Source organism: Catenulispora sp. MAP12-49 (assembly GCF_041262705.1).
GTDB lineage: Bacteria > Actinomycetota > Actinomycetes > Streptomycetales > Catenulisporaceae > Catenulispora.
This window is the reverse complement of sequence record NZ_JBGCCP010000011.1, coordinates 41,779-63,621: the sequence shown is the minus strand read 5'-3', so window position 1 is coordinate 63,621 and position 21,843 is coordinate 41,779. Positions and strand designations below refer to the sequence as shown.

The 21,843-nt window shown below is 71.7% G+C and carries 21 protein-coding genes; 11 read left to right on the top strand and 10 right to left on the bottom strand.

The genetic code is table 11. From position 1 onward, the window contains the following. The first annotated feature begins 92 nt into the window (after positions 1–92). The 4 genes from ABIA35_RS21185 to ABIA35_RS21170 all read left to right on the top strand — a co-directional run bounded on the left by ABIA35_RS21185 (position 93) and on the right by ABIA35_RS21170 (position 5,368). Positions 93–2,294, top strand: coding sequence for a hypothetical protein (locus ABIA35_RS21185; RefSeq protein ID WP_370359007.1), 2,202 nt, complete (start codon positions 93–95; stop codon positions 2,292–2,294). Continuing rightward, on the top strand, positions 2,291–3,685 hold the full coding sequence (locus ABIA35_RS21180) for a hypothetical protein (protein ID WP_370341466.1): 1,395 nt from the start codon (positions 2,291–2,293) through the stop codon (positions 3,683–3,685). Before ABIA35_RS21185 ends, ABIA35_RS21180 begins: the two co-directional genes overlap by 4 nt. 32 nt (positions 3,686–3,717) lie before the next feature. Next, positions 3,718–4,476 carry a methyltransferase domain-containing protein gene (locus ABIA35_RS21175; protein ID WP_370341465.1) on the top strand — a complete coding sequence of 253 codons (759 nt, stop codon included), beginning with the start codon at positions 3,718–3,720 and terminating at the stop codon, positions 4,474–4,476. Between the two features lie 148 nt (positions 4,477–4,624). Continuing rightward, positions 4,625–5,368, top strand: coding sequence for a shikimate dehydrogenase (locus ABIA35_RS21170; protein WP_370359005.1), 744 nt, complete (start codon positions 4,625–4,627; stop codon positions 5,366–5,368). 29 nt (positions 5,369–5,397) lie between these two features. Here ABIA35_RS21170 and ABIA35_RS21165 read toward each other — a convergent pair whose 3' ends face one another. From ABIA35_RS21165 to ABIA35_RS21155, 3 genes are all read right to left on the bottom strand, one after another. Next, a complete protein-coding gene (locus ABIA35_RS21165; RefSeq protein WP_370359004.1) occupies positions 5,398–6,126 on the bottom strand; it encodes a DNA polymerase beta superfamily protein in 729 nt (242 codons plus the stop codon). Between the two features lie 23 nt (positions 6,127–6,149). Then, positions 6,150–7,370, bottom strand: a complete 1,221-nt coding sequence (locus ABIA35_RS21160) for a cytochrome P450 (RefSeq protein WP_370359003.1) — start codon at positions 7,368–7,370, stop codon at positions 6,150–6,152. A gap of 85 nt (positions 7,371–7,455) precedes the next feature. Beyond that, on the bottom strand, positions 7,456–9,072 hold the full coding sequence (locus ABIA35_RS21155; RefSeq protein ID WP_370359002.1) for a hypothetical protein: 1,617 nt from the start codon (positions 9,070–9,072) through the stop codon (positions 7,456–7,458). 92 nt (positions 9,073–9,164) lie between these two features. Between ABIA35_RS21155 and ABIA35_RS21150 the strand changes: the two genes are divergently transcribed. Continuing rightward, positions 9,165–9,692, top strand: a complete 528-nt coding sequence (locus ABIA35_RS21150) for an N-acetyltransferase family protein (protein WP_370359001.1) — start codon at positions 9,165–9,167, stop codon at positions 9,690–9,692. Between the two features lie 92 nt (positions 9,693–9,784). On the opposite strand, the gene ABIA35_RS21145 is transcribed toward ABIA35_RS21150, so the two are convergent. Together ABIA35_RS21145 and ABIA35_RS21140 are read right to left on the bottom strand one after the other, a co-directional pair. Next, entirely contained in the window at positions 9,785–10,564 is a 780-nt protein-coding gene (locus ABIA35_RS21145; RefSeq protein WP_370359000.1) for a crotonase/enoyl-CoA hydratase family protein, read from the bottom strand. A 52-nt stretch (positions 10,565–10,616) separates the two neighbouring features. Then, positions 10,617–10,811 carry a hypothetical protein gene (locus tag ABIA35_RS21140; protein ID WP_370341455.1) on the bottom strand — a complete coding sequence of 65 codons (195 nt, stop codon included), beginning with the start codon at positions 10,809–10,811 and terminating at the stop codon, positions 10,617–10,619. Positions 10,812–10,905: 94 nt separating this feature from the next. Between ABIA35_RS21140 and ABIA35_RS21135 the strand changes: the two genes are divergently transcribed. Beyond that, complete coding sequence (locus ABIA35_RS21135; protein WP_370358999.1) at positions 10,906–11,658, top strand: multiprotein-bridging factor 1 family protein; 753 nt, start codon at positions 10,906–10,908, stop codon at positions 11,656–11,658. Between the two features lie 46 nt (positions 11,659–11,704). Here the strand turns inward: ABIA35_RS21135 and paaN are convergent, their stop codons facing one another. Then, positions 11,705–13,372 (bottom strand): phenylacetic acid degradation protein PaaN, encoded by a 1,668-nt coding sequence (gene paaN / locus ABIA35_RS21130; RefSeq protein WP_370341453.1) that lies wholly within the window; start codon positions 13,370–13,372, stop codon positions 11,705–11,707. Between the two features lie 121 nt (positions 13,373–13,493). Between paaN and ABIA35_RS21125 the strand changes: the two genes are divergently transcribed. Genes ABIA35_RS21125 through ABIA35_RS21110 form a run of 4 tightly spaced genes read left to right on the top strand, consistent with a single transcriptional unit; the run spans position 13,494 to position 18,131 of the window. After that, the gene (locus tag ABIA35_RS21125) at positions 13,494–15,029 is read left to right on the top strand and encodes a 3-hydroxyacyl-CoA dehydrogenase NAD-binding domain-containing protein (RefSeq protein WP_370358998.1); all 1,536 of its coding nucleotides are present in this window, start codon (positions 13,494–13,496) and stop codon (positions 15,027–15,029) included. Beyond that, on the top strand, positions 15,026–16,231 hold the full coding sequence (pcaF, locus tag ABIA35_RS21120) for a 3-oxoadipyl-CoA thiolase (RefSeq protein WP_370358997.1): 1,206 nt from the start codon (positions 15,026–15,028) through the stop codon (positions 16,229–16,231). Before ABIA35_RS21125 ends, pcaF begins: the two co-directional genes overlap by 4 nt. Next, positions 16,228–17,535 (top strand): phenylacetate--CoA ligase PaaK, encoded by a 1,308-nt coding sequence (paaK, locus tag ABIA35_RS21115; protein ID WP_370358996.1) that lies wholly within the window; start codon positions 16,228–16,230, stop codon positions 17,533–17,535. The genes pcaF and paaK overlap by 4 nt, the downstream gene beginning before the upstream one ends. Further along, positions 17,532–18,131 (top strand): TetR/AcrR family transcriptional regulator, encoded by a 600-nt coding sequence (locus ABIA35_RS21110; RefSeq protein ID WP_370341448.1) that lies wholly within the window; start codon positions 17,532–17,534, stop codon positions 18,129–18,131. Before paaK ends, ABIA35_RS21110 begins: the two co-directional genes overlap by 4 nt. A 67-nt stretch (positions 18,132–18,198) precedes the next feature. Here ABIA35_RS21110 and ABIA35_RS21105 read toward each other — a convergent pair whose 3' ends face one another. Together ABIA35_RS21105 and ABIA35_RS21100 are read right to left on the bottom strand one after the other, a co-directional pair. After that, complete coding sequence (locus tag ABIA35_RS21105) at positions 18,199–18,510, bottom strand: hypothetical protein (RefSeq protein WP_370341447.1); 312 nt, start codon at positions 18,508–18,510, stop codon at positions 18,199–18,201. A gap of 42 nt (positions 18,511–18,552) precedes the next feature. Continuing rightward, the gene (locus ABIA35_RS21100) at positions 18,553–18,927 is read right to left on the bottom strand and encodes a VOC family protein (protein ID WP_370358995.1); all 375 of its coding nucleotides are present in this window, start codon (positions 18,925–18,927) and stop codon (positions 18,553–18,555) included. A 308-nt stretch (positions 18,928–19,235) separates the two neighbouring features. On the opposite strand from ABIA35_RS21100, the gene ABIA35_RS21095 reads away from it, so the two are divergent. Further along, positions 19,236–19,691, top strand: coding sequence for a hypothetical protein (locus tag ABIA35_RS21095; protein ID WP_370358994.1), 456 nt, complete (start codon positions 19,236–19,238; stop codon positions 19,689–19,691). Here the strand turns inward: ABIA35_RS21095 and ABIA35_RS21090 are convergent. Next, positions 19,661–20,464: an aminoglycoside 3'-phosphotransferase gene (locus ABIA35_RS21090; RefSeq protein WP_370358993.1), complete on the bottom strand. Its 804-nt coding sequence runs from the start codon at positions 20,462–20,464 to the stop codon at positions 19,661–19,663. The genes ABIA35_RS21095 and ABIA35_RS21090 overlap by 31 nt on opposite strands. 98 nt (positions 20,465–20,562) lie before the next feature. Next, a complete protein-coding gene (locus ABIA35_RS21085) occupies positions 20,563–21,738 on the bottom strand; it encodes a uroporphyrinogen-III synthase (protein WP_370341443.1) in 1,176 nt (391 codons plus the stop codon). Positions 21,739–21,843 lie beyond the last annotated feature (105 nt).

The window sequence follows — 21,843 nt, the reverse complement described above, 5'->3', positions numbered from 1 at the left end:
GGCAACGACTTCCGGCTACGTGTCCCGGGCACCCGCGTGCGGCATCATGGTCATGCCACACAAGCGCGCAGGCGGGAGGCAAGGCGGGGGCCATGAGCATCGCGGCCGAGGGCGGCGCCACACCGCCGGCGGTTCCGGACGCGGCCGCGCGGGTTCTGCTGTTCACGCAGGTCGCGCGGGCCGAGGATCTGCCGCTGGTTCTCAATGCCCTGAGCCCCGTCGAACTCAACGCCGGGATCGCGCGCCTCGGACCGGCTCTGCCGCCGGCGGTGATCGACCACGTCATCACCCACGGACCGCCCGCCGCCCGGACCACCCTGGCCTGGCAGCTGCGGCTGCCGTGGCGGCCGCGCACTCCCGGGCAGGCAACGCGCGACCACGACGCCGTGCACGGCCTGGATGCCGCACGTCGCAGACTCCTGAGCCGCGCCGAACCCGCCATCGACCGCGCGCTGTTCGGGCGGCTGGAACAGAGCGGAATCGCCTGGGTGCGACTGGCGATCCTGCGCGACCGCGTCGGGGTCGACGGTCGGCCGATCGTGCCGCCGGATCTGCGCGCGAAACTCGCCGGCTTCCTCGGCACGGCGGTCCTGCCGCTCTCACCGGAGCACTTGGCCGACACCGACACCGGCGACGCGGAGTTCGAACTGCTGCGCGTGCTGGCCGGGGCCGCCGACCTGAGTCTGGCTCTGCCGGCCGCGCGCGTGCTCGGGCTGCCCGGCCCGATCCCCGCGGCCCAGCCCGGCTGGCGCGACCAGAGCTGGGTGCAGCGCTGGGACCGGCCCGGCGCCGGATCGCGCTCCTGGCAGCTGGACTGGGACGAGGTGTTGGCGCTGGCGGACGGCCACGAGAGCGTCGCCGGTGATCGCGGGCGGTTCCTCGCGCAGGTCGCAGGGCTCGATGAAGCCGCGGCGCGCGAAGACCTCCCCAAGGAGGTGCGGCGCCGGCTGCTCGCCGACTATCCGCCGGGGGCCTGGCACGTCGGCGCGCCCGACGTCGCGGCCCTACGCCGGATCGCTGCGGCGGTGACCGCGCTGCGGCCGCGATGGGGGAGTTTCGAGGAGGAGCCGGAGTTCGTCGAGGCCGTCAGAGCTCTGATCATCAGAGGTCTGACCCTCGGCACCCTGAGCGCCGCGGAGGTCATCGAGCACGCCGTCCCGGCCAGCGTGGTCCTGGACCTGGCCTGGCGCAGCGGCGAGGAGATCCTGCCGGCCGCCCGCGGCCGCGCCGATCTGGCCGAGGAGCTGCGCGGCCTGCTCTACAAGCGGATCGGCGACGACATCCCGCTGTGGACCGTCCTGTTGATCCGCTCGCTCGTGTGGACCGGGACCGTCGCAGAGCTCGTCGATTCCACCGCCGTCCTGGGCCCCAGGCAGGCGCTGCCGGACGAGGACGACATCGACGACGTGATCGACGACGTCCCCAGCGCGAACGTGCTGCTGTGTTTCGCGCGGCCGCACGTGGGCCTGGAGGTCCTGTCCGAGGAGCCCGGAGTGCTCAACCCCTTCGAGATGGCCTTGCTCGAAGGGCGGCCGCTGCCTCCGGGGCTGGTCGAGCGGGTGCTCGCGGCGGATGTCGGGCACGACGCCCGCCGTGCCCTGGCGTCCAACCGGGCGGCCCCCGCCGCGGCCCTGCGGCGGCTGCTGCACGACCCCGCGGACCCGCCGAACACCCGGCTGGCGATGCTCCACGACGTCGCCGATCCGGCCCTGCGCTCCGACGTGCTCTTCGTCCTGGAACACATGGGGATCCCCTGGACCGTGATCACGGACGTCGTCAAACTGCTCGGCCACGCCCGGATCTACCAGCTCGTCGCCGCCGCCGAGGACGTCGAGCGCCTGCACTTCCTGCTCAAGAAATTCGGCGGGTATCTGAGCCCTGACGCCTCGGCGCTGCTCCACGGACGCCTGGCCGAGGCCGCCGGGCCCGAACCGGTCTGGGACGTGGCGACGCTCGCGGCCGGGAACGTCGACGCCGTGCTGCCCTCCGTGCGGGCCTCGATGGCCGGCGGCGACGCCGAACCGCTGCTGAAGGCCGCCGAGGCCGCGGCACGCCGGGAGATCCCGGGGGTGACCGTCCCGGATCCGGACGACCAGTGGACCCCGCACCCCGACGACCCGGCGGCCTGGCCGCTGGAAAACGCGGTTCGGCAGCATCTTGACAACAGCCCGCACCGGTGGCGGATCATGGTGCGCCGGCTGATGGAAGCCGGCCCCCTGGAATACGCGCAGCTCGTCGATCTGGTCGGGGCGGTCGGCGGCGGTGCCGGGGAGGCCGCGAAGGGATCGCCGTGAACCGTGTCGAAGACCGGGGACGCACCCCGGGATCCCAACTGCCCCCGCCGCTTCCCGTGCCCCCGGTGCCCTCGCACCCCACGATCGACGACTACGAACGGGCCGTGGCCGCCTTCCGGCTGCGGCCCAACCCCGCGGCCGAGTTCGGCTACCTGCGGGAAGTGGCCCTGATCGGCGCGCGGCTGGGCACGATCCGGCCGGCGGAGATCGTGCGGCACGTGCGGCCGGCCGCGGTGGCGGTGACGCTGGTGATGGAGCCGGAGATCGTGACCGTCGGCGACGCCGTCACCCGGGCCATCCTGCGCGGGGACAGCGCCGGCCCGCAGTACTGGGCCCGGATGGTGCGCGAGGTGGACGCCGCGCGCTGCACCTTGGCGGCCCTGGTGAAGGCCAGGCCTGATTCGGGGCGCGGGGTCATCGCGCGCGGGATGCGGCGCACGCCGCAGGAGCAGGCTGCCGGCGTGGACCTGTCCGGGCAGCGCTGGCGGGCGGCGAACGTCGTGCTCGCACTGGCACCGCCGCTGGCCGCGCGCGCGTTCCTGGCCTCCGGCGCGACGATCCACCAGCAGCCCTCGGCCGCGGAGCTGAGCGCGTTGCGGGAGCAGGCCTCGCTGATCCTGGACATGGCCTCGCAGGCGCCGCTGTGCCGCGAGCTGGTGGGGCACGCCTTCGGGTCGCTGGGGGACACCGCGCTGCGGATGCGCCTGGCCGAGAACCCGTTCACGCCCGACAGCGTGCTGGCCCGCCTGGCACGGGAGCACGACACGGAGCCCGAGGTCACCCGCGCGGTGCAGATCCATGAGTTCGCCGGCGGGACCGCGCGGCGGCTGGCGTTCCAGGCGGTGCGCGACGAGCCGGAGGAGGTGCTCCGCGGACTGCAGGCCCTGCTGCGCTCGCACGGGGAGGAGCCGTTCCTGGAGATGGTGCACGCGGCGCCGGTTGAAGAGGCCGCGTGGGTGCGGTCGATGGTCGGGGTGGCCAATCCGCACTTGACGCCGGAGATGCGGCTGCGGGCCTATGTGCGGCTGGCCGAGGTCTCCGCGCCGGAGGTGGTGTGGGCCGTCGAGCTGACGCGGGCCGGGGCGCTGGAGCGGATGATGCCGGAGGTGCGGGCGTCGATGGCCGAGGGAACGGCCCAGCCCATGATCGCGGCGATGCGGGACGAGAAGGCGGACGCGGTCGCGGCCGCGCGGCGGGGCGCGGCACGGCTGTCGGGGCGCGGCGGCGTGGTCCGGCCAACCCATAGCGGACATGTCGACCCCGAACACGCCGAGGAATGGAACCGGCAGACGAGCGCGCGGGCCCGGGCCGAGCGGCATCGGGCCGCCGCCGCGGAGATGAAGCGGTGGCGCAGCGAGGCGGCGTTGGACGATCCGGTGCCTTTGGTGTGAGGCTGTGGGGAACCGCCAACCAAGGGGCTGAAATGCGCTCGTTCTACGATGAGCTGGCCGACGACTACCACCTGATGTTCCGGGACTGGGACGTCAGCATGGACTACCAGGCCTCGGTGCTCTCGGCGGTGATCGAGGCCGGCACCAAGCGCTCGGCCGGACGCGTGCTGGACTGCTCCTGCGGCATCGGGACCCAGGCCATCGGTCTGGCCCGGCTGGGCGGCGCGAGCATGATCGGCACCGACCTCAGCCCGCGCGCCGCGGCCCGGGCCGCGCGGGAGGCGGCGGCGCGCGGCGTGAGCCTGCCCACCGCCGCGGCCGACATGGGCGCGCTGCCCTTCGCCGACGGCGTCTTCGACGCGGTCCTGAGCGCCGACAACTCGGTGCCGCACCTGCTGACCCCGGACGCCCTGACCGCCGGCCTGGCCGAGATGCGGCGCGTCCTGCGGCCCGGCGGACTGCTGGTGCTGACCGTGCGCGACTACGACGAACTGCGCGCCAAGCGCCCCACGACGACCTCGCCGCAGGTGTCGGACCACGAGGCCGGGCGAGCGATCGCCTTCCAGCTGTGGCACTGGCACCCCGACGGCGAACGGTACGACCTGGAGCACTTCCAACTGGCGCCGACCGGCCCCGACAAGTGGGACATCCGCGTCCGCCGCGCGACGTACTGGGCCCTGGGTCGCGCGGAACTCGCGGAGTTCGCGACGGCGGTCGGGTTCCGGGACGTGCAGTGGATCGAGCCGCTGGACTCCGGGTACTACCAGCCGATTCTGACGGCGCATCGGTGATCGGCGCATCGGTTGCGGTGAGGGGCGGGGCATGGCCGAGGTGAGGTTCGTCGGCGTCTCGACCGGCGCTTCGTTGATTCATCAGGCTTTTCCGCGATGGGCCCGGGTGCTGGGGATCGAGGCCGAGGTATCAGGGGTCGATGTCCCGGTGGGCGCGTCGGCGGAGGTCTACCGCGCGGTTCTGGAAGGGTTGCGCGAGCCCTCGGTGCTTGGCGCGGTGGTCACGTCGCACAAGGTGGGGCTGTTCGCCGCCGCGGCGGACGCCTTCGAGGAGCTGGATCCCCTCGCGCGGCAGTGCCGGGAGATCAATTCGATCCGGAACGACGGCGGGCGGCTCCGCGGGTATGCGCGCGATCCGATCTCGGTGGGCCGGGTCGTCGAGGAGATCTGGCCGGATCGCGGTGGTGAGTTGCTGTGTCTGGGCAGCGGTGGGACGGCGATCGCGCTCGGGGAGCACCTGCTCAGGCGCGGGCACACCGGTCGGCTGCGGTTCGTCGATCGGGAGCCGGCGGCTGTGGCCGGGTTGCGCGCGGTCCTCGATGGCCCGCAGATCAGCGCCGAGGCGGCGGACGGGCCGTTCGACGCCGAGATCGCGGCTCTGGCGCCGGGGGCGTTGATCGTCAACGCGACCGGGTCGGGCAAGGACCGGCCCGGTTCGCCGGTGACCGATGCGGTCTCGTTCCCGGTGGGCGGTGTCGTGTGGGAGCTGAACTATCGCGGCGATCTGCACATGCTGCGGGTCGCGCGATCGCAGGCTTCTGCCAGAGGGCTGCGGGTCCACGACGGACCGTCGCTGTTCTGCCACGGCTGGGCTGCGGCCTTGACCACCGCACTCGATCTCCCGGAGGATCCCGGCCTCGCGCAGAAGTTCATGGACGCGCTCGAGCTGTGAGGTGCGGGTGACGGGTGACGGGCGCGCCTTCAGCCCGCCCAGAAAGCCTTCCGCACCCGCACCAACCAGTCCTCAGCCGCCGCGCTCGCCGGCTCCCGCGGCAGCACCGAGCGGGCCGTCGCGAAGCGCTCCTCGGCGTCGGCCATGAAGGGGCGCGCGGCGTCCGGGTCGGCGGCGACGCTCTCGCCGAAGGCGTGGTAGCGCTCGGGGTCGGGCAGGCGGATGGTGAGGTGGCCGGTGGTGTAGAGCTCGTGGCCCTGGTTCACCAGGCGCATGAGGTGGCGGGCGTGCTTGGCGATCTTGTGGTGGGTCCAGGTGGGGTCGCGGGACAGGAGTTTGCGGAACTGCTGGGTGGCGTAGCCGAGGTAGGCGTCGTGGACGCGCGGCGCGGACAGGAACGCCGTGCGCAGGCCGATCGCCTCGTCGCCCAGGGGCGTGCGGCGCTCGTACAGGTCGTCGGGGAGCCACAGCAGTTCCGAGGCCGTCGGGTTGCCGCCCAGGACCAGGCGGGCGAGCTTGGCGGCCTCGTGGAAGGTCACGTCCGGGTGCGTGGTGACGTGGCTGTCGCGCGGGGTGTGCAGCCCCAGCAGGCTCAGTGTGGGAGCCGCGAACATGCCGAGGCGGTCCACATCCGAGTCCGGGCCGGACAGGCCGTAGGCGGTGGAGCCCACGATGCCGGACAGCAGCACGGTGCCGGGTTCGAAGGCGTCGAAGTCCGGCCGGACATCGTCGGCGACCGTGTCTTCAGCGTGTGTCATGGCATCCCCCGGGAGCAGAAAAATCAGCTCACGGTAACAGGCAGATGTTGGTACCCGCGAAGGATAAAACGCTCGTTCCGGGTCGGCTCGCCGGCCGGGGCCAGCGCCGGGAAGCGCTCCAGCAGCCGCGGGAATCCGATCGCCGCCTCGGTCCGGGCCAGCACCGAACCCACGCAGAAGTGCGGTCCGGCCCCGAAGCTCAGCGGGCCGATCTCGGTGCGGGTGGGGTCGAAGCGCTCGGGGTCCTCGTAGCGCCGGGCGTCGCGGTTCGCCGCGCCGATCATCAGCGCGACCTCCGCGCCCGCCGCGACCGGGACGTCGCCGACCGTCAGGCCGTCGGTCAGCGCGATGCGCGTCGTCATCTGCACCGGCGAGTCGTAGCGCAGCACCTCCTCGGCGAAGCGGGTGTAGCGCAGGTTCCCGCGCCGCAGACCCGCGCCGACCCCGGGGTGCTCGAACAGCAGCCGCACGCCGTTGCCGAACAGGTTCGCCGTGGTCTCGAAGCCGGCGATGAGCAGCAGCGTCAGATTGCACAACAGCTCGGCGCCGGAGAGCCGGGAGCCGCCGGCGTCGCAGACCGCTATCAGGGCGCTGACGAGATCGTCCTGCGGGCGCGCGCGGCGCTCGGCGAGCAGCCCGCCGAAGTACAGCTCCAGCTCCATCCAGGCCGCGTCGGCCCCGTCCAGCCGGCTCAGGTCCTCGACCAGGTCCAGGACCGCGGCCAGTTCGGTGGCCAGCTCCCGGAACGTCTCGCGGTCGGTCGCCGGGATGCCGAGCAGGTCGCAGATCACTGATACGGGGAGCTGATAGGCGAAGTTGTCCATGAGGTCCACGGCGGTGCCGTCCGCCCCGGCCTCGGCCAGCCGGTCCAGCAGCGCCTCGACGGCCTGCTCGATCGCCGGTTCCAGCGCCGCGACCCGGCGCGGGGTGAACACCGAGGAGATCAGGGAACGCATACGGCCGTGGTCGGGGGCGTTGGAGTAGATGACGGAGCGCTCCATGCTGCGCAGCGAGGGCCGGCGCTGCTGCTCGTCGTCCCAGACCCGGCCGCGCCACTCGACGTCCCAGACCCCGAACGAGGCGTCGCGCAGGACCTGGTCGCACTGGTCGTAGGCCGGCACCATCACGAAGCCGTCCGCCGCGTCGATGACCGAGCCGAGCCGGTGTGCTTGGTCGTAGAGCGGATAGGGGTTGTCACGGCCTTCGGCGGTGAGCAGCGCCCCCATGATTTCCAACGGCTCCATGTCCGGCAGAACGGCGGCGCGGCCCGGGAATGTTCCCGGGCCGCGCCCTTTTTGAATAAGTGGTCTTATTCGCGAGCCAGAGGCCTTACTTGGTCGTCAGCGTGACCGTCAGGATACTGCGGTAGCTGGCCAGGTCGTTGGCACCGACGGTGTACAGCGCGCTCGGGTTCGTGCCCAGCGCCGTGCCGGGCTTGGGCAGCGGCTTGGGGGTGCGGTAGCCGGCGAAGACCATGGTCGCGGTCTTGCCGTCGTGGCCCAGGACGACCTGCGGGCCGTAGATGCGGCCGCTGTAGTACAGCGCGGGCGTCGTCTGCGGGAAGGTGGTGTCCACCGCCAGCAGCGGGTTGGTGAAGCCGTCGACGATCGTCCAGTTCACGCCGTCCTTGCTGGTGGCGTAGCCGATGTAGTGGAAGCCGTCGCTGTCGCCGTCGTAGCAGTTGCCGGCGGCGTAGAACAGGCCCAGGGTGCCGTCGGGGTTCTTCACCACGGTGCCCGAGGGGCTGACGAACCGGGTCGCGGTCGCGCTGGTGCTCTCGTTGTCACCGAGGCCGTTGACCGGGCCGTGGTCGACGAAGTGGATGCCGTCGGTCGTGGTGGCGCTGCGGACCGTGGAGCGGTCCTCGTTGTTGCCGTAGTACGGCGCCTTGTTCTTGCCCTCGCCGATCTGGTTCAGCGTGGCGAACGGCACGGCGCAGGCGTTGGCCTGGTCGGCGGTCTGGAAGTAGCTCAGCTGCTTCTCGACGTAGAGCACCGTCACGGCGTCCTTGCCGCCGACTCCCTTGCTGGGCAGCACGCCCAGGATGCCGTCGGGGGACACCAGGCCGGTGGTCGCCTGGGCGCCGGCCGGCACCACCGGGTAGGTGATAACAGCCGCGCCGCTCGCCGCCGAACCCGTGCCGCCGGTGCAGCCGGTGAACGAGGTCGCGGTGGAGTCGGTGCAGCGGACGTCCTGCAGGCCGGCCGAGGTCTGGACGCGGACGGTGCCCGGGATCTCGAACGCCGAGGTCGCGGCGGCCGGGATGGTGGCGGCCGGCAGGGTCACGGCGGCGGTCAGCGTGGTCGCGGCGCCGGTGCCGACGGCCTGCGCCGCGGGCAGCTTGGCCAGCGGGTTCTTCGCGTCGGAGTCGATGCGGTGCACCAGCAGCTGCGAGCCGGGGGTGTCGGCCGTCGGGCGGGTCAGCGTGTACAGGAAGTCCTTGCCGCCCACGTGCAGCACGGTCGGGTGGCCCTGGCCGTCGTCGTTCAGGTCCGGCGAGGGGCACTGGCCCTTCTGCGACTCCAGCGCCTGGCCCTGGTAGGTCCAGGTCTTGCCGCCGTCGTCGGACTTGGCCGCCAGGACCGCCTCGTCGGTGTCCTTGGGCCGGTAGTCGAAGAAGCCGGTCAGGTGCTGGCCGCTGCCGGTGACGTTCGGGAAGTAGGCCGGCTGGAACAGCTCGGTGCCCGGGTTGCGGGTGACGTTCCCGGAGGCGTCGCAGTATCCGGCGGTCGGCGAGCCGTACGTGGCCGGGGTCTGGCCCAGCGTCCACGGTCCGCCCTTGAGCGAGGCCGGAGCGACCTGCCCGGACAGCGTCCAGGTGGTCGGCTGGCCGCCGTGGTGCCGTCCGGCGGCCATGGCGGTGGCCGGGACCAGGACGGCCGAGCCGACGGCCAGCGCGACCGCCGAGACCGCGAGGCGTCGCTTGGACGCGAGGTAGATTCTCATGGAGCGGAGTTGTACAGCCCTTCGCGGAGGGCTCGGTGAACAGCGGTCACATCTGATGCGCATTCACGTGAACTCTTTGCTAGGAAGGGATCATGCGGATTCGAGTAGGCGGCCGGGACGACGTCCCGGCCCTCCTGGCCTTCGGCGACGAGGCCGTGGAGTGGATGAACGCCCGGGGCAACACCCAGCAGTGGGGCACCGAGCCCTGGACCGGCAAGGACAAGCGGCGGGAGGCCTTCCTGCAACGAGCCGACACCGGCGGGATGCGCGTCCTGGAGGACGAGGACGGCACACCGCTGGGCATCATGGTGATCACCGAACAGTGCCAGCCCTACGTGCCGGAGGCCGAGGAACGCGAGCTCTACGTCAACTTCCTGATCTCCTCGCGCAAGCACGCCGGCCACGGCGTCGGCCGAGCCCTGATCGAGCGCGCCAAGCAGGAAGCGGCCGAGCGCGGCATCGACCTGCTGCGCGTGGACTGCTGGGCCGGCGAGGACGGGAACCTGGTGCGGGTGTACGAGGGGTACGGGTTCAAGCGGGTGCTGGAGTTCCGGGCCGGGGAGACGGGGGAGTGGCCGGGGATGCTGCTGGCTATGCGGTTGTCGGAGTTGGAGCCGTAATCCGAGTCCGAGTCCGAGTCCGAGTCCGAGTCCGAGTCGTGGTCCGAGCTGGGGGAGGGCTGAGCTGCTGGGCGGCCGGGCCGAGTGGTCCTTCAGCCCGCCGCTTGTCCGTGTCGCCCCGCCCCGTCGGCGAACCGCTGCGCACCGGAAACCGACTCGGCCAGCGAGACCTGCCCGTGCCGCAGCTCGTTGCGCAGCGCAGCCTCCTCCTCCAGCCCCTCCTGCTCCAGGACTGACATCCGGTCCTCGCGCAGACACAGCTGCGGCAGCGCGGCGATCTCGGCGGCCAGCGCCTCGGCGGCGTCCCGGACCGTCCCGTCAGGCACCACCCGGTTGGCCAGCCCCCAGGCCAGGGCCTCCTCGGCAGCCACCGCACGCCCGGTGAGGATCATGTCCATAGCCCGGCTGTGGCCGATCAGCCGCGGCAGCCGCACCGTCCCGCCGTCCACCAGCGGCACACCCCACCGCCGACAGAAGACCCCGAAGACCGCACTCTCCTCCACGACCCGCAGATCACACCACAGCGCCAGCTCCAACCCCCCGGCCACCGCATGCCCGGCGACCGCCGCGATCACCGGCTTGGACAACCGCAACCGCGAAGGCCCCATCGGCCCGTCACCATAAGCGAGCATCCCGGCCGGCACCGCCCCAGCGGTCAGAGCCTTGAGATCGAACCCGGCACAGAACGTCCCCCCGTCGCCATAGAACACCGCGACATGCGCCTCGGGATCCTTGTCGAAATCCTGAAAAGCAGCCAGCAACGCCACAGCCGTCGCCGGATCCACGGCGTTGCGCACCGCAGGCCGGTGCAGGATGACCGTGGTGACGGGACCGTTCTTCTCGACGCGGACGGCGGGGGGCTCGGTGCTCATGGGGGCAGTCTGGCCTGGCTGGCGTGGGTTGGCCACCCATGGGTGGGCGCGGCTACTCGTAACCGGGGATCCGTCTGATCTCGTTGACCGAGACCCAGGTCTCCACGCCGCCGTCCGGAGGTCGCAGCGCCACTTTGCCCACGCCGACATACGCCATGAGCTTGTAAGTTTTCCCGGCGTACTCGACCAGCGACCCCGGTCTCGGATTGGTCGGGCACGAGGACGTCATTTGAGGCTCGTCTTCCACGAAGTCAGTGTCCTGGGCGAGCCCGGCGTCGCCGCGCCGTCCCAAAGGCGTCAAACCGGTGTCATTCCGGTGGTCGGGGCCCTAGCCTTGGTGCATGACGAACGACACGCTGAAGACCGCTCGGCTCAGCCTGCGTCTGAGTCAAGAGGAGTTCGCCCGCCGCATCCGAGAAGCCGGAAAAGCAGTCGGTGAACCCAACGACGCCAGCAAGCGCCTCGTTCAGCGCTGGGAGTCCGGCGTCACGGCACAGCCCCGGCCGGTCTACGCACGCGCTCTGGAGGCCGTCCTCGGAGTGCCGATCGAAGCCATGGGTTTTCCCGCGAGGGTCAGCCCGGACCGAGAAGGAGGTCATGACATGTCCGCTGCGGAAGCCTCCGCTCCGGGCGTCGCCAATCCCGAGACCACTGCCGTCGCTCAGGCAGAACAGTCCAACTTCTCGGGCATCTGGCTGTCGCGCTACGAGTTCTACTCCTCCAGCCGAGAGCAGACCTTCACCGGCGCCCACCACGTCCTTCTGCTCCAGACCGGAGATCGGATCACCGGCCGTTCCATCTCCCCGAACTCCCTTGACCCGCAATCCTCGATGAGCGTTGATCTGACCGTCGACCGGAACATCATCACCGGGACGTGGCGCGAGCGAACCGGGGAAGAAGGCTTCTACCGTGGCGCCACCTACTACGGTGCGCTCCAGATGCTGGCCGAGCCGACCGGGCGCAGGATCGTCGGGAAGTGGGTCGGCTTCGGTAAGGACTTCGACGTGAACACCGGTCCGTGGGAACTGGTGTTTCTGGACGCCAGCACGGCTCCGGGCACCATCGAGCGTTACTCGTCCGCTCCGCAGGCGTGAGAAAGGGCCACCTCGAAAGGTGGCCCTGCCCTGCTGCAGCGTCGCGTCAGATGTGCCGCCGCGACTGCACCACCCGGAACCGGCTCGCCACGTACGCCAGGTCCGACAGCGCCGCGTTCGCCGCCGGGTTCGCGCCGGTGGCGTGGAAGTCGGAGAAGGCTGCGCTCTGGTTCACGTAGACGGCGCCGGTGAGGTTCACCGACAGGTTCACGCCGGCGTCCAGGGCTGCGTTCTCGGTCTTGGCGATGACGTCGTCGTCGGTGGAGTAGACCGCGGCGGTGATGGCGCCGTGGTCGCGGACGGTGGTGCGGAAGGTCTCGACGGCCTGGTCGGTGGTGTCGGCGGCGATCAGGAAGCTGATCGGGCCGAACCATTCGGCGGTGTAGACCTCGGTGTCGGCGACGTCGATCGCGGCGATCAGGGGGGTGCGGACCTCGGCGGCGGGGTACTCGGTGTTGGCCACCGGGCGGGAGGCCAGGACGGTCTTGCCGACTGATTCGGCCTTCTTCAGGCGGTCCGCGACGCCGGGGTTGCAGACCGCGCCGAGCAGGGCGTTGGCGCGGGCGTCGTCGCCGAGGAGCTTGTCCACCGCGCCGGCCAGGTCGGCGGCGAAGTCGTCGAAGGACTTGTGCTCGCCGGCGACGGTGATGCCTTCGCGGGGGACGAAGATGTTCTGCGGGGTGGTGCACATCTGGCCGCTGTACAGGGAGAAGGAGAAGGCCAGGTTGCCCAGCATGCCCTTGTAGTCGTCCACCGAGTCCACGATCACCGTGTTGATGCCGGCCTTCTCGGTGTAGACCACGGCCTGGGGTGCGTTGCGCTCCAGCCAGACGCCGAACTCGGTGGAGCCGGTGTAGTCGATGATGCGGATCTCCGGCCGCAGGGCCAGGGTCTTGGCCAGGCCCTCGCCCGGCTTCTCGACCGCCAGGGCCACCAGGTCCGGGTCGAAGCCGGCCTCGGCCAGGGTGTCGCGCAGGATCGCGACCGAGATGGCCAGCGGCAGGATCGCGTTCGGGTGCGGCTTGACGACCACCGCGTTGCCGGTGGCCAGCGAGGCGAACAGGCCCGGGTAGCTGTTCCAGGTCGGGAAGGTGTTGCAGCCGATGACCAGGCCGATGCCGCGCGGGACGGCGGTGAACTTCTTGGCCATGTGCAGCGCCGGCTTGGGCCCCTGCGGCTTCTCCCACTCGGCCGCGGCGACCTGCGCGGTCTGCGCGGCGTAGGCGTAGGCCACCGCCTCCAGTCCGCGGTCCTGCGCGTGCGGGCCGCCGGCCTGGAACGCCATGCCGAAGGCCTGGCCGGAGGTGTGGTGCACGGCGTGTGCGATCTCGTGGGTGCGGGCGTTGAGCCGGGCCAGCGCCTCGATCAGCACCGCGGCCCGGGCCTCGGGGCCGGCGTCGCGCCACGCGGGCATCGCGGCCTGCATCGCCGGCAGCAGGATGTCCAGGTCCGGGTGCGGGTAGGTGACGCCCAGGGCCACCCCGTACGGCGACTTCTCCGCGCCGGCCAGCTCGTCGGTCCCGGGCTGGGCCAGCGGGAACGGCCGGTCCAGGTAGCCCTCGTAGGCCAGCTTGCCTGCGGTGGCGGCCTCCTCGCCGTAGGCCTTGGGGATCTCCGGGTAGGGCGTCCAGAACGCCCGTTCGCGGATCGCCTCCACCGCCCGATCGAGGGTTTCGCGGTGGCGGACGGAGAACTGCTCGGCCGTGGCGGTCATCGTTGACTCCCGGAATGCTGGTGTGGCGGCCCTGACGGGTTCTAGAGTAAACCGAACGGTCGGTCGGTTCCAGGGTGGGACACCCCCTGACGGCCACCGCCTGGGAAGGAGCGATGAGCCAATGGTGGGGAGCGACGCCAACGCATCACTCGTCGGAGTGATCGGCGCCGGCACGATGGGTGCCGGAATCGCCCAGTTGGCCGTGCAGGCCGGGCATCCGGTCGCGGTCTACGACGCGGTCGAGGGGGCGGCCGAGCGCGCCGTCGCGGGCATCGGAAAGCGCCTGGACTCGCTCGCGGCGAAGGGCAGAATCCCTGCTGAGGAAGCTCAAGCGAGCAAGGACCGGCTCTCCGCGATCGCGGAGCTGGACGCCCTGCAGGACGCCGCCCTCGTGGTCGAGGCGGTGATCGAGGACCTGGGCGTCAAGCAGAAGCTGTTCGCCGGCCTGGAGGACATCGTCGGCCCCGACTGCCTGCTGGCCACCAACACCTCCTCGCTGTCCATCAGCGCCATCGCCGGCGGCCTGCGCGAGCCCGAGCGCCTGGTCGGCATGCACTTCTTCAACCCGGCGCCGCTGATGCCGCTGGTGGAGATCATCGATGGTCTGGCCACCGACCCCGAGGTGGGCGCGGCCGTCGCGGACCTGGCCGAGTCCTGGGGCAAGACCACGGTGCGCTGCCGCTCCACCCCAGGCTTCATCGTCAACCGCGTCGCGCGCCCCTTCTACGCCGAGGCCCTGCGCGCCTACGAGGAGCAGGCGGCGGACTTCGCGACCATCGACGCGGTCCTGCGCGAGAGCGGCGGCTTCAAGATGGGGCCGTTCGAGCTGATGGACATGATCGGGCTCGACGTGAACCTGGCCGTGTCCACCTCGGTGTGGGAGGCGACCGGCTACGACCCGCGCTACACCCCGGCGTGGACGCAGAAGGAGCACGTCGCGGCGAAGCGCCTGGGCCGTAAGAGCGGCCGCGGCTTCTACGAGTACGGCGAGGACGTGGAGAAGCCCGCGCCGGGCTACGCGGAGGCGCACGAACTGGTGATGACCCGCATGCCTTTGCTCCACCGCAGCCACGGCAAGACCGCGACCTCCTACGGCGACGGCCGGATCCTGGTGGACCTCGCCCTGGACCCGGACGGCATGCCGACGGTCGCCCTCGCCCCGGCAGCCGACACCCCGAACGTGGCGCTGACCTCGGTGATCGCGGCCTTCCAGAGCCAGGGCAAGAACGTCGTGGTGCTGGAGGACGTCCCCGGCATGGTGGTGACCCGGACCGTCGCGCGCCTGGTCAACGAGGCCGTGGACGCGCTGTACCGGGGCGACGCGGAAGAAGACGACATCGACACCGCGATGAAGCTCGGGGTCAACTACCCCAAGGGTCCGCTGGAGTGGGGCGAGGATCTAGGCTTCGGCTACCTCTGCGAAGTCCTCGACAACCTTGAGGACGTCTACCGCGACGGCCGCTACCGCGCCTCGCCGCTGCTGCGCCAGCTCGCCCACGCCGACCGGCTCATGGACCGGCCGCTCGAGAGCCGCCTGACCGAATACCGCGGGCAGGCTGTGCTCGACGCGCTTCGAAAGGCGGCAGCGCAGCACGCCGCTCGGCATCCCGACCAAGCACCCATCGCACCCTCCGCACCGGACAAGGACCCCGCATGACCGACGCCTACCTCGTCACCGGCACCCGTACCCCCTTCGGCCGCTACGGCGGGGCGCTGGCGTCCGTCCGCCCCGACGACCTGGCCGCGCACGCCGTCCGCGAACTGCTCGCCGGTGTTCCGCAGATCCCCGGCGCGGCCGTCGACGAGGTCTTCCTGGGCGATGCCAACCAGGCCGGCGAGGACAACCGCGACGTGGCGCGCATGGCGCTGCTGCTGGCCGGGCTGCCCGTGACGGTCCCGGGCGCCACCGTGAACCGGCTGTGCGGTTCGGGGCTGGAGGCGCTGGTGCAGGCCGCGCGGCAGATCCGGCTCGGCGAGGCGGACGTCGTGGTGGCCGGCGGGGTGGAGTCCATGTCGCGGGCGCCGTTCGTGATGGGCAAGGCCGACACCGCCTTCGCTCGCAGCGCCGACGTCTTCGACACCACCATAGGCTGGCGCTTCGTCAATCCCCTGATGAAGAAGCAGTACGGCATCGACTCCATGCCCGAGACCGCCGAGAACGTCGCCGCGGACTTCCACGTCGGCCGCGAGGACCAGGACGCCTTCGCGCTCCGCTCCCAGGAGCGCGCGCTGCGGGCGCAGGCCAACGGCCGGCTGGCCAAGGAGATCAGCCCCATCAGCATCCCGCGCCGCAAAGCCGACCCGGTCGTCGTGGACAAGGACGAGCACCCGCGCAGCACCTCCCTGGAGGCGCTGGCCAAGCTCGGCACGCCGTTCCGCGAGGGCGGCACCGTCACCGCCGGCAACGCCTCCGGCGTCAACGACGGCGCCGTGGCGCTGCTGGTCGCCTCCGGCGAGGCCGTCGACCGGTACGGCCTCACGCCGCTTGCCAAGGTCGTCACCTCCCACACCGCCGGCGTCGAGCCGCGCATCATGGGCATCGGCCCGGTCCCGGCGACCCGCGGCCTGCTGGAGCGCGCGAAGCTGGGGATCGGCGACATCGACGTCGTCGAACTCAACGAGGCCTTCGCCGCGCAGTCGCTGGCGTGTCTGCGGGAACTGGGACTCCCCGACGACGCCGACCACGTCAACCCCAACGGCGGCGCCATCGCCCTGGGCCACCCGCTCGGCGCCTCCGGCGCGCGCCTGGCCCTCACCGCCGCGCTGGAGCTGAACGAGCGCCAGGCCCGGTACGCGGTGGCCACGATGTGCATCGGCGTCGGACAGGGCATCGCGGTGCTGCTGGAGCGTGCGGCATGAGCCCGCTGCCAGAGATCTCGCCGCGGGAGCTCGATGACGCCGAGCGCTTGTCCGTCGAGGAACTCAGGGCTCTGCAAACTGAGCGGATGGCGTGGACGCTGAACCACGCCTACACCAACGTTCCGCACTACACGGCGGCGTTCGACGCGGCCGGTGTGCATCCGCGGGACTTCAAAGAACTGGCCGACCTGAAGCACTTCCCGTTCACGGCCAAGAAGGACCTGCGCGACAACTACCCCTTCGGCATGTTCGCCGTGCCGCGGGACCAGGTCGCGCGGATCCACGCCTCCTCCGGCACCACCGGTAAAGCCACCGTCGTCGGCTATACCAAATCAGACCTCGACAACTGGGCCGCCGTCGGTGCGCGCTCGCTGCGCGCCGCGGGCGTGCGGCCCAGCGACCGGGTCCACGTGGCCTACGGCTACGGCCTGTTCACCGGCGGCCTCGGCGTGCACTACGGCGCCGAGGCGCTGGGCTGCACCGTCATCCCGATCTCCGGCGGCCAGACCGCGCGCCAGGTGCAGCTGATCCAGGACTTCGAGCCCGAGGTCATCTGCGTGACGCCGTCCTACCTGCTGGCGATCGTCGACGAGATGGAGCGGCAGGGCATCGACCCGGCTTCGACCTCGCTGCGCGTCGCGGTGCTCGGCGCCGAGCCGTGGACCGACGCGATGCGCGCGGAGATCGAGGAGCGGCTCGGGGCGCACGCCGTCGACATCTACGGGCTCTCCGAGGTGATGGGGCCCGGCGTCGGCAACGAGGACGTCGCCGAGAAGGACGGCACGTACCTGTGGGAGGACCACTTCTATCCCGAGGTCGTCGATCCGGCCACCGGCGAGGTGCTGCCCGACGGCGCGAAGGGCGAGCTGGTCTTCACCTCGCTGACCAAGCAGGCGATGCCGGTGGTCCGCTACCGCACGCGCGACCTGACCCGGCTGCTGCCGGGGCTGAGCCGGCCGATGCGGCGGATGGAGCGCATCACCGGGCGCAGCGACGACATGATGATCGTGCGCGGCGTCAACCTCTTCCCCAGCCAGATCGAGGAGGAGTTGCTGACCGTGGCCGGCCTGGCTCCGCACTTCGTCTGCGTCCTGACCCGGCCGGGCCGGCTCGACGAGCTGTGCGTGCGGGTCGAGGCCCGGGACGCCCAGACCGACCGGGCCGGGGCGGCCGGGCGGCTGGCGTCCGGGGTGAAGGAGAGGTTCGGCGTCACCATTACCGTTGACGTGCTGGAGCCCGGCGGCCTGGAGCGCTCGCAGGGCAAGGCACAACGCATCCTCGACATGCGGGGCGACCACACATGAGCGTCTCTTCCCGGCGCACCACGTACACCCCCGACTCCCTGCTGGAAGTCGCCGTCACCGTGTTCAACGAGCGCGGATACGACGGCACCAGCATGGAGGACCTGGCGCGGGCGGCGGGGATCACGAAGTCCTCGATCTACCACCACGTCAAGGGCAAGGAGGAGCTGCTGACCCGCGGCGTCAACCGGGCCCTGGACGCGCTGAACGCCTCGCTGGACGCCCTGGAGGCCTTGCCGGAAGCCGACGCCGGGGAGCTGGACCGGGTGGAGCAGGCGGTGTTCCGCGCGGTGCAGATCCTGGTCGAGGAGCTGCCCTACGTGACGCTGCTGCTGCGCGTGCGCGGCAACACCGAGACCGAGCGGGCCGCGCAGGCCCGGCGCCGCGAGATCGACCAGCGGCTGGCGGGCTTCGTGGAGCGCGCGGCGGCGGCCGGGGCGCTGCGCACGGACCTGGATCCGCGGCTGGCCTCGCGGCTGGTGTTCGGGATGGTGAACTCGGTCGTGGAGTGGTACCGGCCCGGGCCCGGGCGGTGGTCCGCGGACGACGTCGCGTCGGCCGTGACGCACCTGGTGTTCGACGGGCTGCGGCGGCGTTGATCGAGCGCTGATCCGGCGCTGATCAGAGGGCTTGTCAGCACTCTGGCCAGCACCCTGTTCGGCGCCGCTACGGCTCGAGGTCGTCCAGGCCCGACGGCCTCATGTTGGCCAGCTCGAACTTGATCGACAGCTCGTCCACGACCTCTTCCAGGGTCCGGCCGGTCGCCGCGGCGTTGTCCTGCGCGAGGGCCGCGAGCAGTTGGACGGCCGACAGAAGCGTTTCCCGGACGTCCGATCCGGGCCCGTCCTGGTGCACGTTGAGGCCCAGAGCGTTGTTCCTCATGGCCATCACGACGGGTCCCTCGTGGACCAGGGTTCGCAGGAGCGTGAGGACCAGTCGCGGGTGATCAAGACCGAAATAGCGTCGTTCTCTCGTCACGCCCCCAGTGTCGCACAGACGTTCGAACGATGCGGGCCGTCCCTACAAGTAGGGCCGCGTGATCAGCTCGATCCCGTGGCCGGCCGGGTCCAGGAAGTAGACGCCGCGTCCGCCGTGCTCGTGGTTGATCTCGCCGGGCTTGGTCATCTGCGGGTCGGCCCAGTGGGTGACGCCGTCGTCGCCCAGACGCCGGAGGGCGCGGTCGAAGTGGTCGTCGTCGAGCAGGAAGGCGTAGTGCTGCATCTGGATCTGGACCGGCGGCTCGGCGAACTGCAGCAGGACGCCGTCGGCGAGCTGGATGTTGGTGAACGGGCCCCAGGACGGTGCTTCGGCGGCTTCGAGCAGCTCGCGGAGGAAGCGCGCCGATTCCCGGCGGTCCTTGGCGGCGATGATGGTGTGGTTGAACGTGGCGGGCATGCGTGTGGTGACCTCTCCGATGATTCGGGTTCAGCAGGACTCGTGGTTGATGCGTGTTGATGCGTGCACGAGTTGCCGGGAGGTCCGCGTGCCGGGCGCGGGGAATGCCCCGGGTGCCCGGGGCGCGCCCGAGGGGCGATCAGCCTGCCACCGGGTCGCCGATCCGTGTGTGGCGCGCGGCCGGTCCGGTGTTCACGGTCTCGACGCTATCGGATTCCTCGCCGGGATTTCACCCCGCCCGGGTTGTGGCCGCCGCGCAGATTCGGGAAGATCTGCGGTAGACGCGGCGACTGAAGGAACTTGGCGACATGATCGATGGCCACGCGCCGGTCGGTACGATCGGTGACCTCTTCGACCCGGAGCCGGCGACGTGGGGTCTGCGCGGGGACCCGTACGTGTGGCGCTCCTTGCGCACGATGCTGGCCAAACGGGTGCTGCCGACCGCCGAGCGCGACCTGGTCGAGATCCTGCGTTCCTCGTTCCGGTGGCTGACCGGCAGCGACATGCAGGACAAGACCACCGACCGGATCTACCGCGAGGAACTGGCGCGCGGCGGGATGACCAGCGGGCAGGTCGACCTGGAGGTCTGGCGGAACGTGCTGGTGCCGTTGCTGGTCGAGCGGTGGCGGATCGCGAGTCAGGGTCCTGCGTCGGTTTCCGCGTCGGCTCCGGCGGCTCCGGCGGCTCCGGCGGCGACTCCCGCAGCAACCCCCACAGCGTCTTCCGCAGCGGCTCAGGGGCCGACTTCCCACAGCAGCCGGTAGTACTCGGTGCGCGCGGGGTCGGGGTCGATCCCGTACGCGTCGAGCAGCGGCGGCTCCCAGCCCGGGCCGTAGTTCCAGGTGGTGGACCAGGTGGCGATCGCCAGATCCGACCAGCGGTCCGCGACGCCGAGCGCGCCGAGGTCCACATGCCCGGCGAAGCGGCCGTCGGCGGACAGCAGGGTGTTCGGCGCGCAGGTGTCGCCGTGGCAGACCACGAGCAGGTCCACCGCCGGGATGTCGGTCACGCGCTTGAGCGCGTCGGCCCGGGTGAGGCCGGCGAAGTCGGGGTGCAGCGTCCGGTGCGCACGCTGCTCGGCACCGTGCTCCGCCTCGGCGACCCGCTCCTCGGCGGAGGCGCTGAACGGGCACTCGGCGACCGGCAGCGCGTCGTGGAAGGCCCGCAGGCTCTCGCCGATGACCCGCACGGCGGTCGCCGGATCCTGCTTCCAGCGCTCGGTCACGGCCATGTCCCCGTCGAGCGCGGCGGTGACCAGCCAGGTGCCCTCGGCGTCCGAGCCCTGCTCCAGCACGTGCGGCACGGTCACGAAGGCCCCGGCCCACAGCATGCGCGCCGCCTCACCGGCGAGGTCCACGGAGCTGCCGGCCGGGGCCCACTTCGCGAAGCGGGACCCGGGGCCCTCGCCCAGGCGGAAGGTGGTGGCGCCCTCGTTGTGCCAGACCGGGACGATCGGGCGGTCGGCGGCGGCGTGGCGGATCTGGTCGGGGACCGGGTGGTCGGGGGCGGGGATGGAGGTGAAGCTGAGCGAGGTCACTCAGGCAGCATGCCAGGGGAAGGTCATTCGGACCTGGGATTATTCGGGCCCGCCGCTCGCCGCTCGCCGCCGCCGGTCCACCACCGCCCCCGCCGCCCTCAGCTCGGATCCACCGCCAGCCGGTATCCCCGCTTCGTCACCGTCGCCACCACGTCCGCGTGCTCCCCGAGCGAGGTCCGCAGCCGCGCGACCGTGGCCTCGACCGCGTGCTCGTCGCGCCGCATGCCGGTCCAGACCCGGCGCAGCAGCTCGGCGCGGCTCAGCACGCGTCCCGGCTGGCGGGCCAGCTCGCGCAGGACGCCGGCCGGCAGCGGGGACAGCGGGACCGCGCGGCCGTCGATCAGGACCGCGTTGCCCTGGACCACGATGTCGCGGCCGGGGGTGTTCAGGCGGCGGCGGACCCGGGGCGGCAGTTCCTGCGTTATCACGCGGGCCAGGGAGCCGAGGCGGCCGCGGTCCGGCCACACCGCGGTGATGCCGTGCGGCTCCAGGGGCGCCGCGCAGACCGGTCCGATGCAGGCCGCCAGGACGTCGGCCTGCATCGCGTCCACGACCCGGGTCAGGCTGCCGTCGTTCTCGGCCGCGGCCAGGAACGCCGCCGCGCCGGGCGCCGAGGTGAACGCCACCGCGTGCACCTGCCGGCGGACCACCGCCTCGACCAGGCGGCCGACGGCGGTCTGGTCCTGCGGCGCGCCCCACTGGTACACCGGGACCGGGACCACGTCGGCGCCGGCGCCGCGCAGCGCGTCCAGGAACGCCGTGTCGGCGCTGCCGTGCAGCTGCACCGCGATGCGGGTGCCGGCCAGGTCCCGGGCCAGGAGCCAGGCCAGCAGCTCGGTCGAGGACTCCGACGGCGGCGAATAGGTTTCGCGCATCCCACACTGCCGGATCGCTCCGGTCGCCTTCGGGCCCCGGGCGGCCAGCGCCGCCGAGCCCAGCACCGCCGCCAGCGGATCGGCCAGGCCCCAGCCCTCGGCCGTCGAGATCCACGCGCGCCACCCGATCCCGGTCGTGGCTACCGCGTAGTCCAGAGGCTCGCGCAGGCACTCCTCGGTCGCGGCCCGCAGCATCCGGTCGTCGGAAAGGGGGATGATGCGCATGGTCGGGGCCATCATGACCTCGGCGCCGCGCCGCCGCAGCATCGCCCCGAGCTCCTCCCGCCGTCTGTCGGAGGTGATCGCCACGACGCAGCCGACCAGGGGTTCGGGGAGCCGTCCGGCCTCGGGGAGAGTCGGTGAACCCTGTGTGTCGGATTCGGTTGTCGTGGTGTCCATGAGCCGCACTATCTCCGGGCCCGATTACGGTGGTGTTGCCGACCGGATACGGGGCGGTAAGACGGTCCGCGCCCCAGTTCGAGTCCCACGGGCAACCCTTCATGT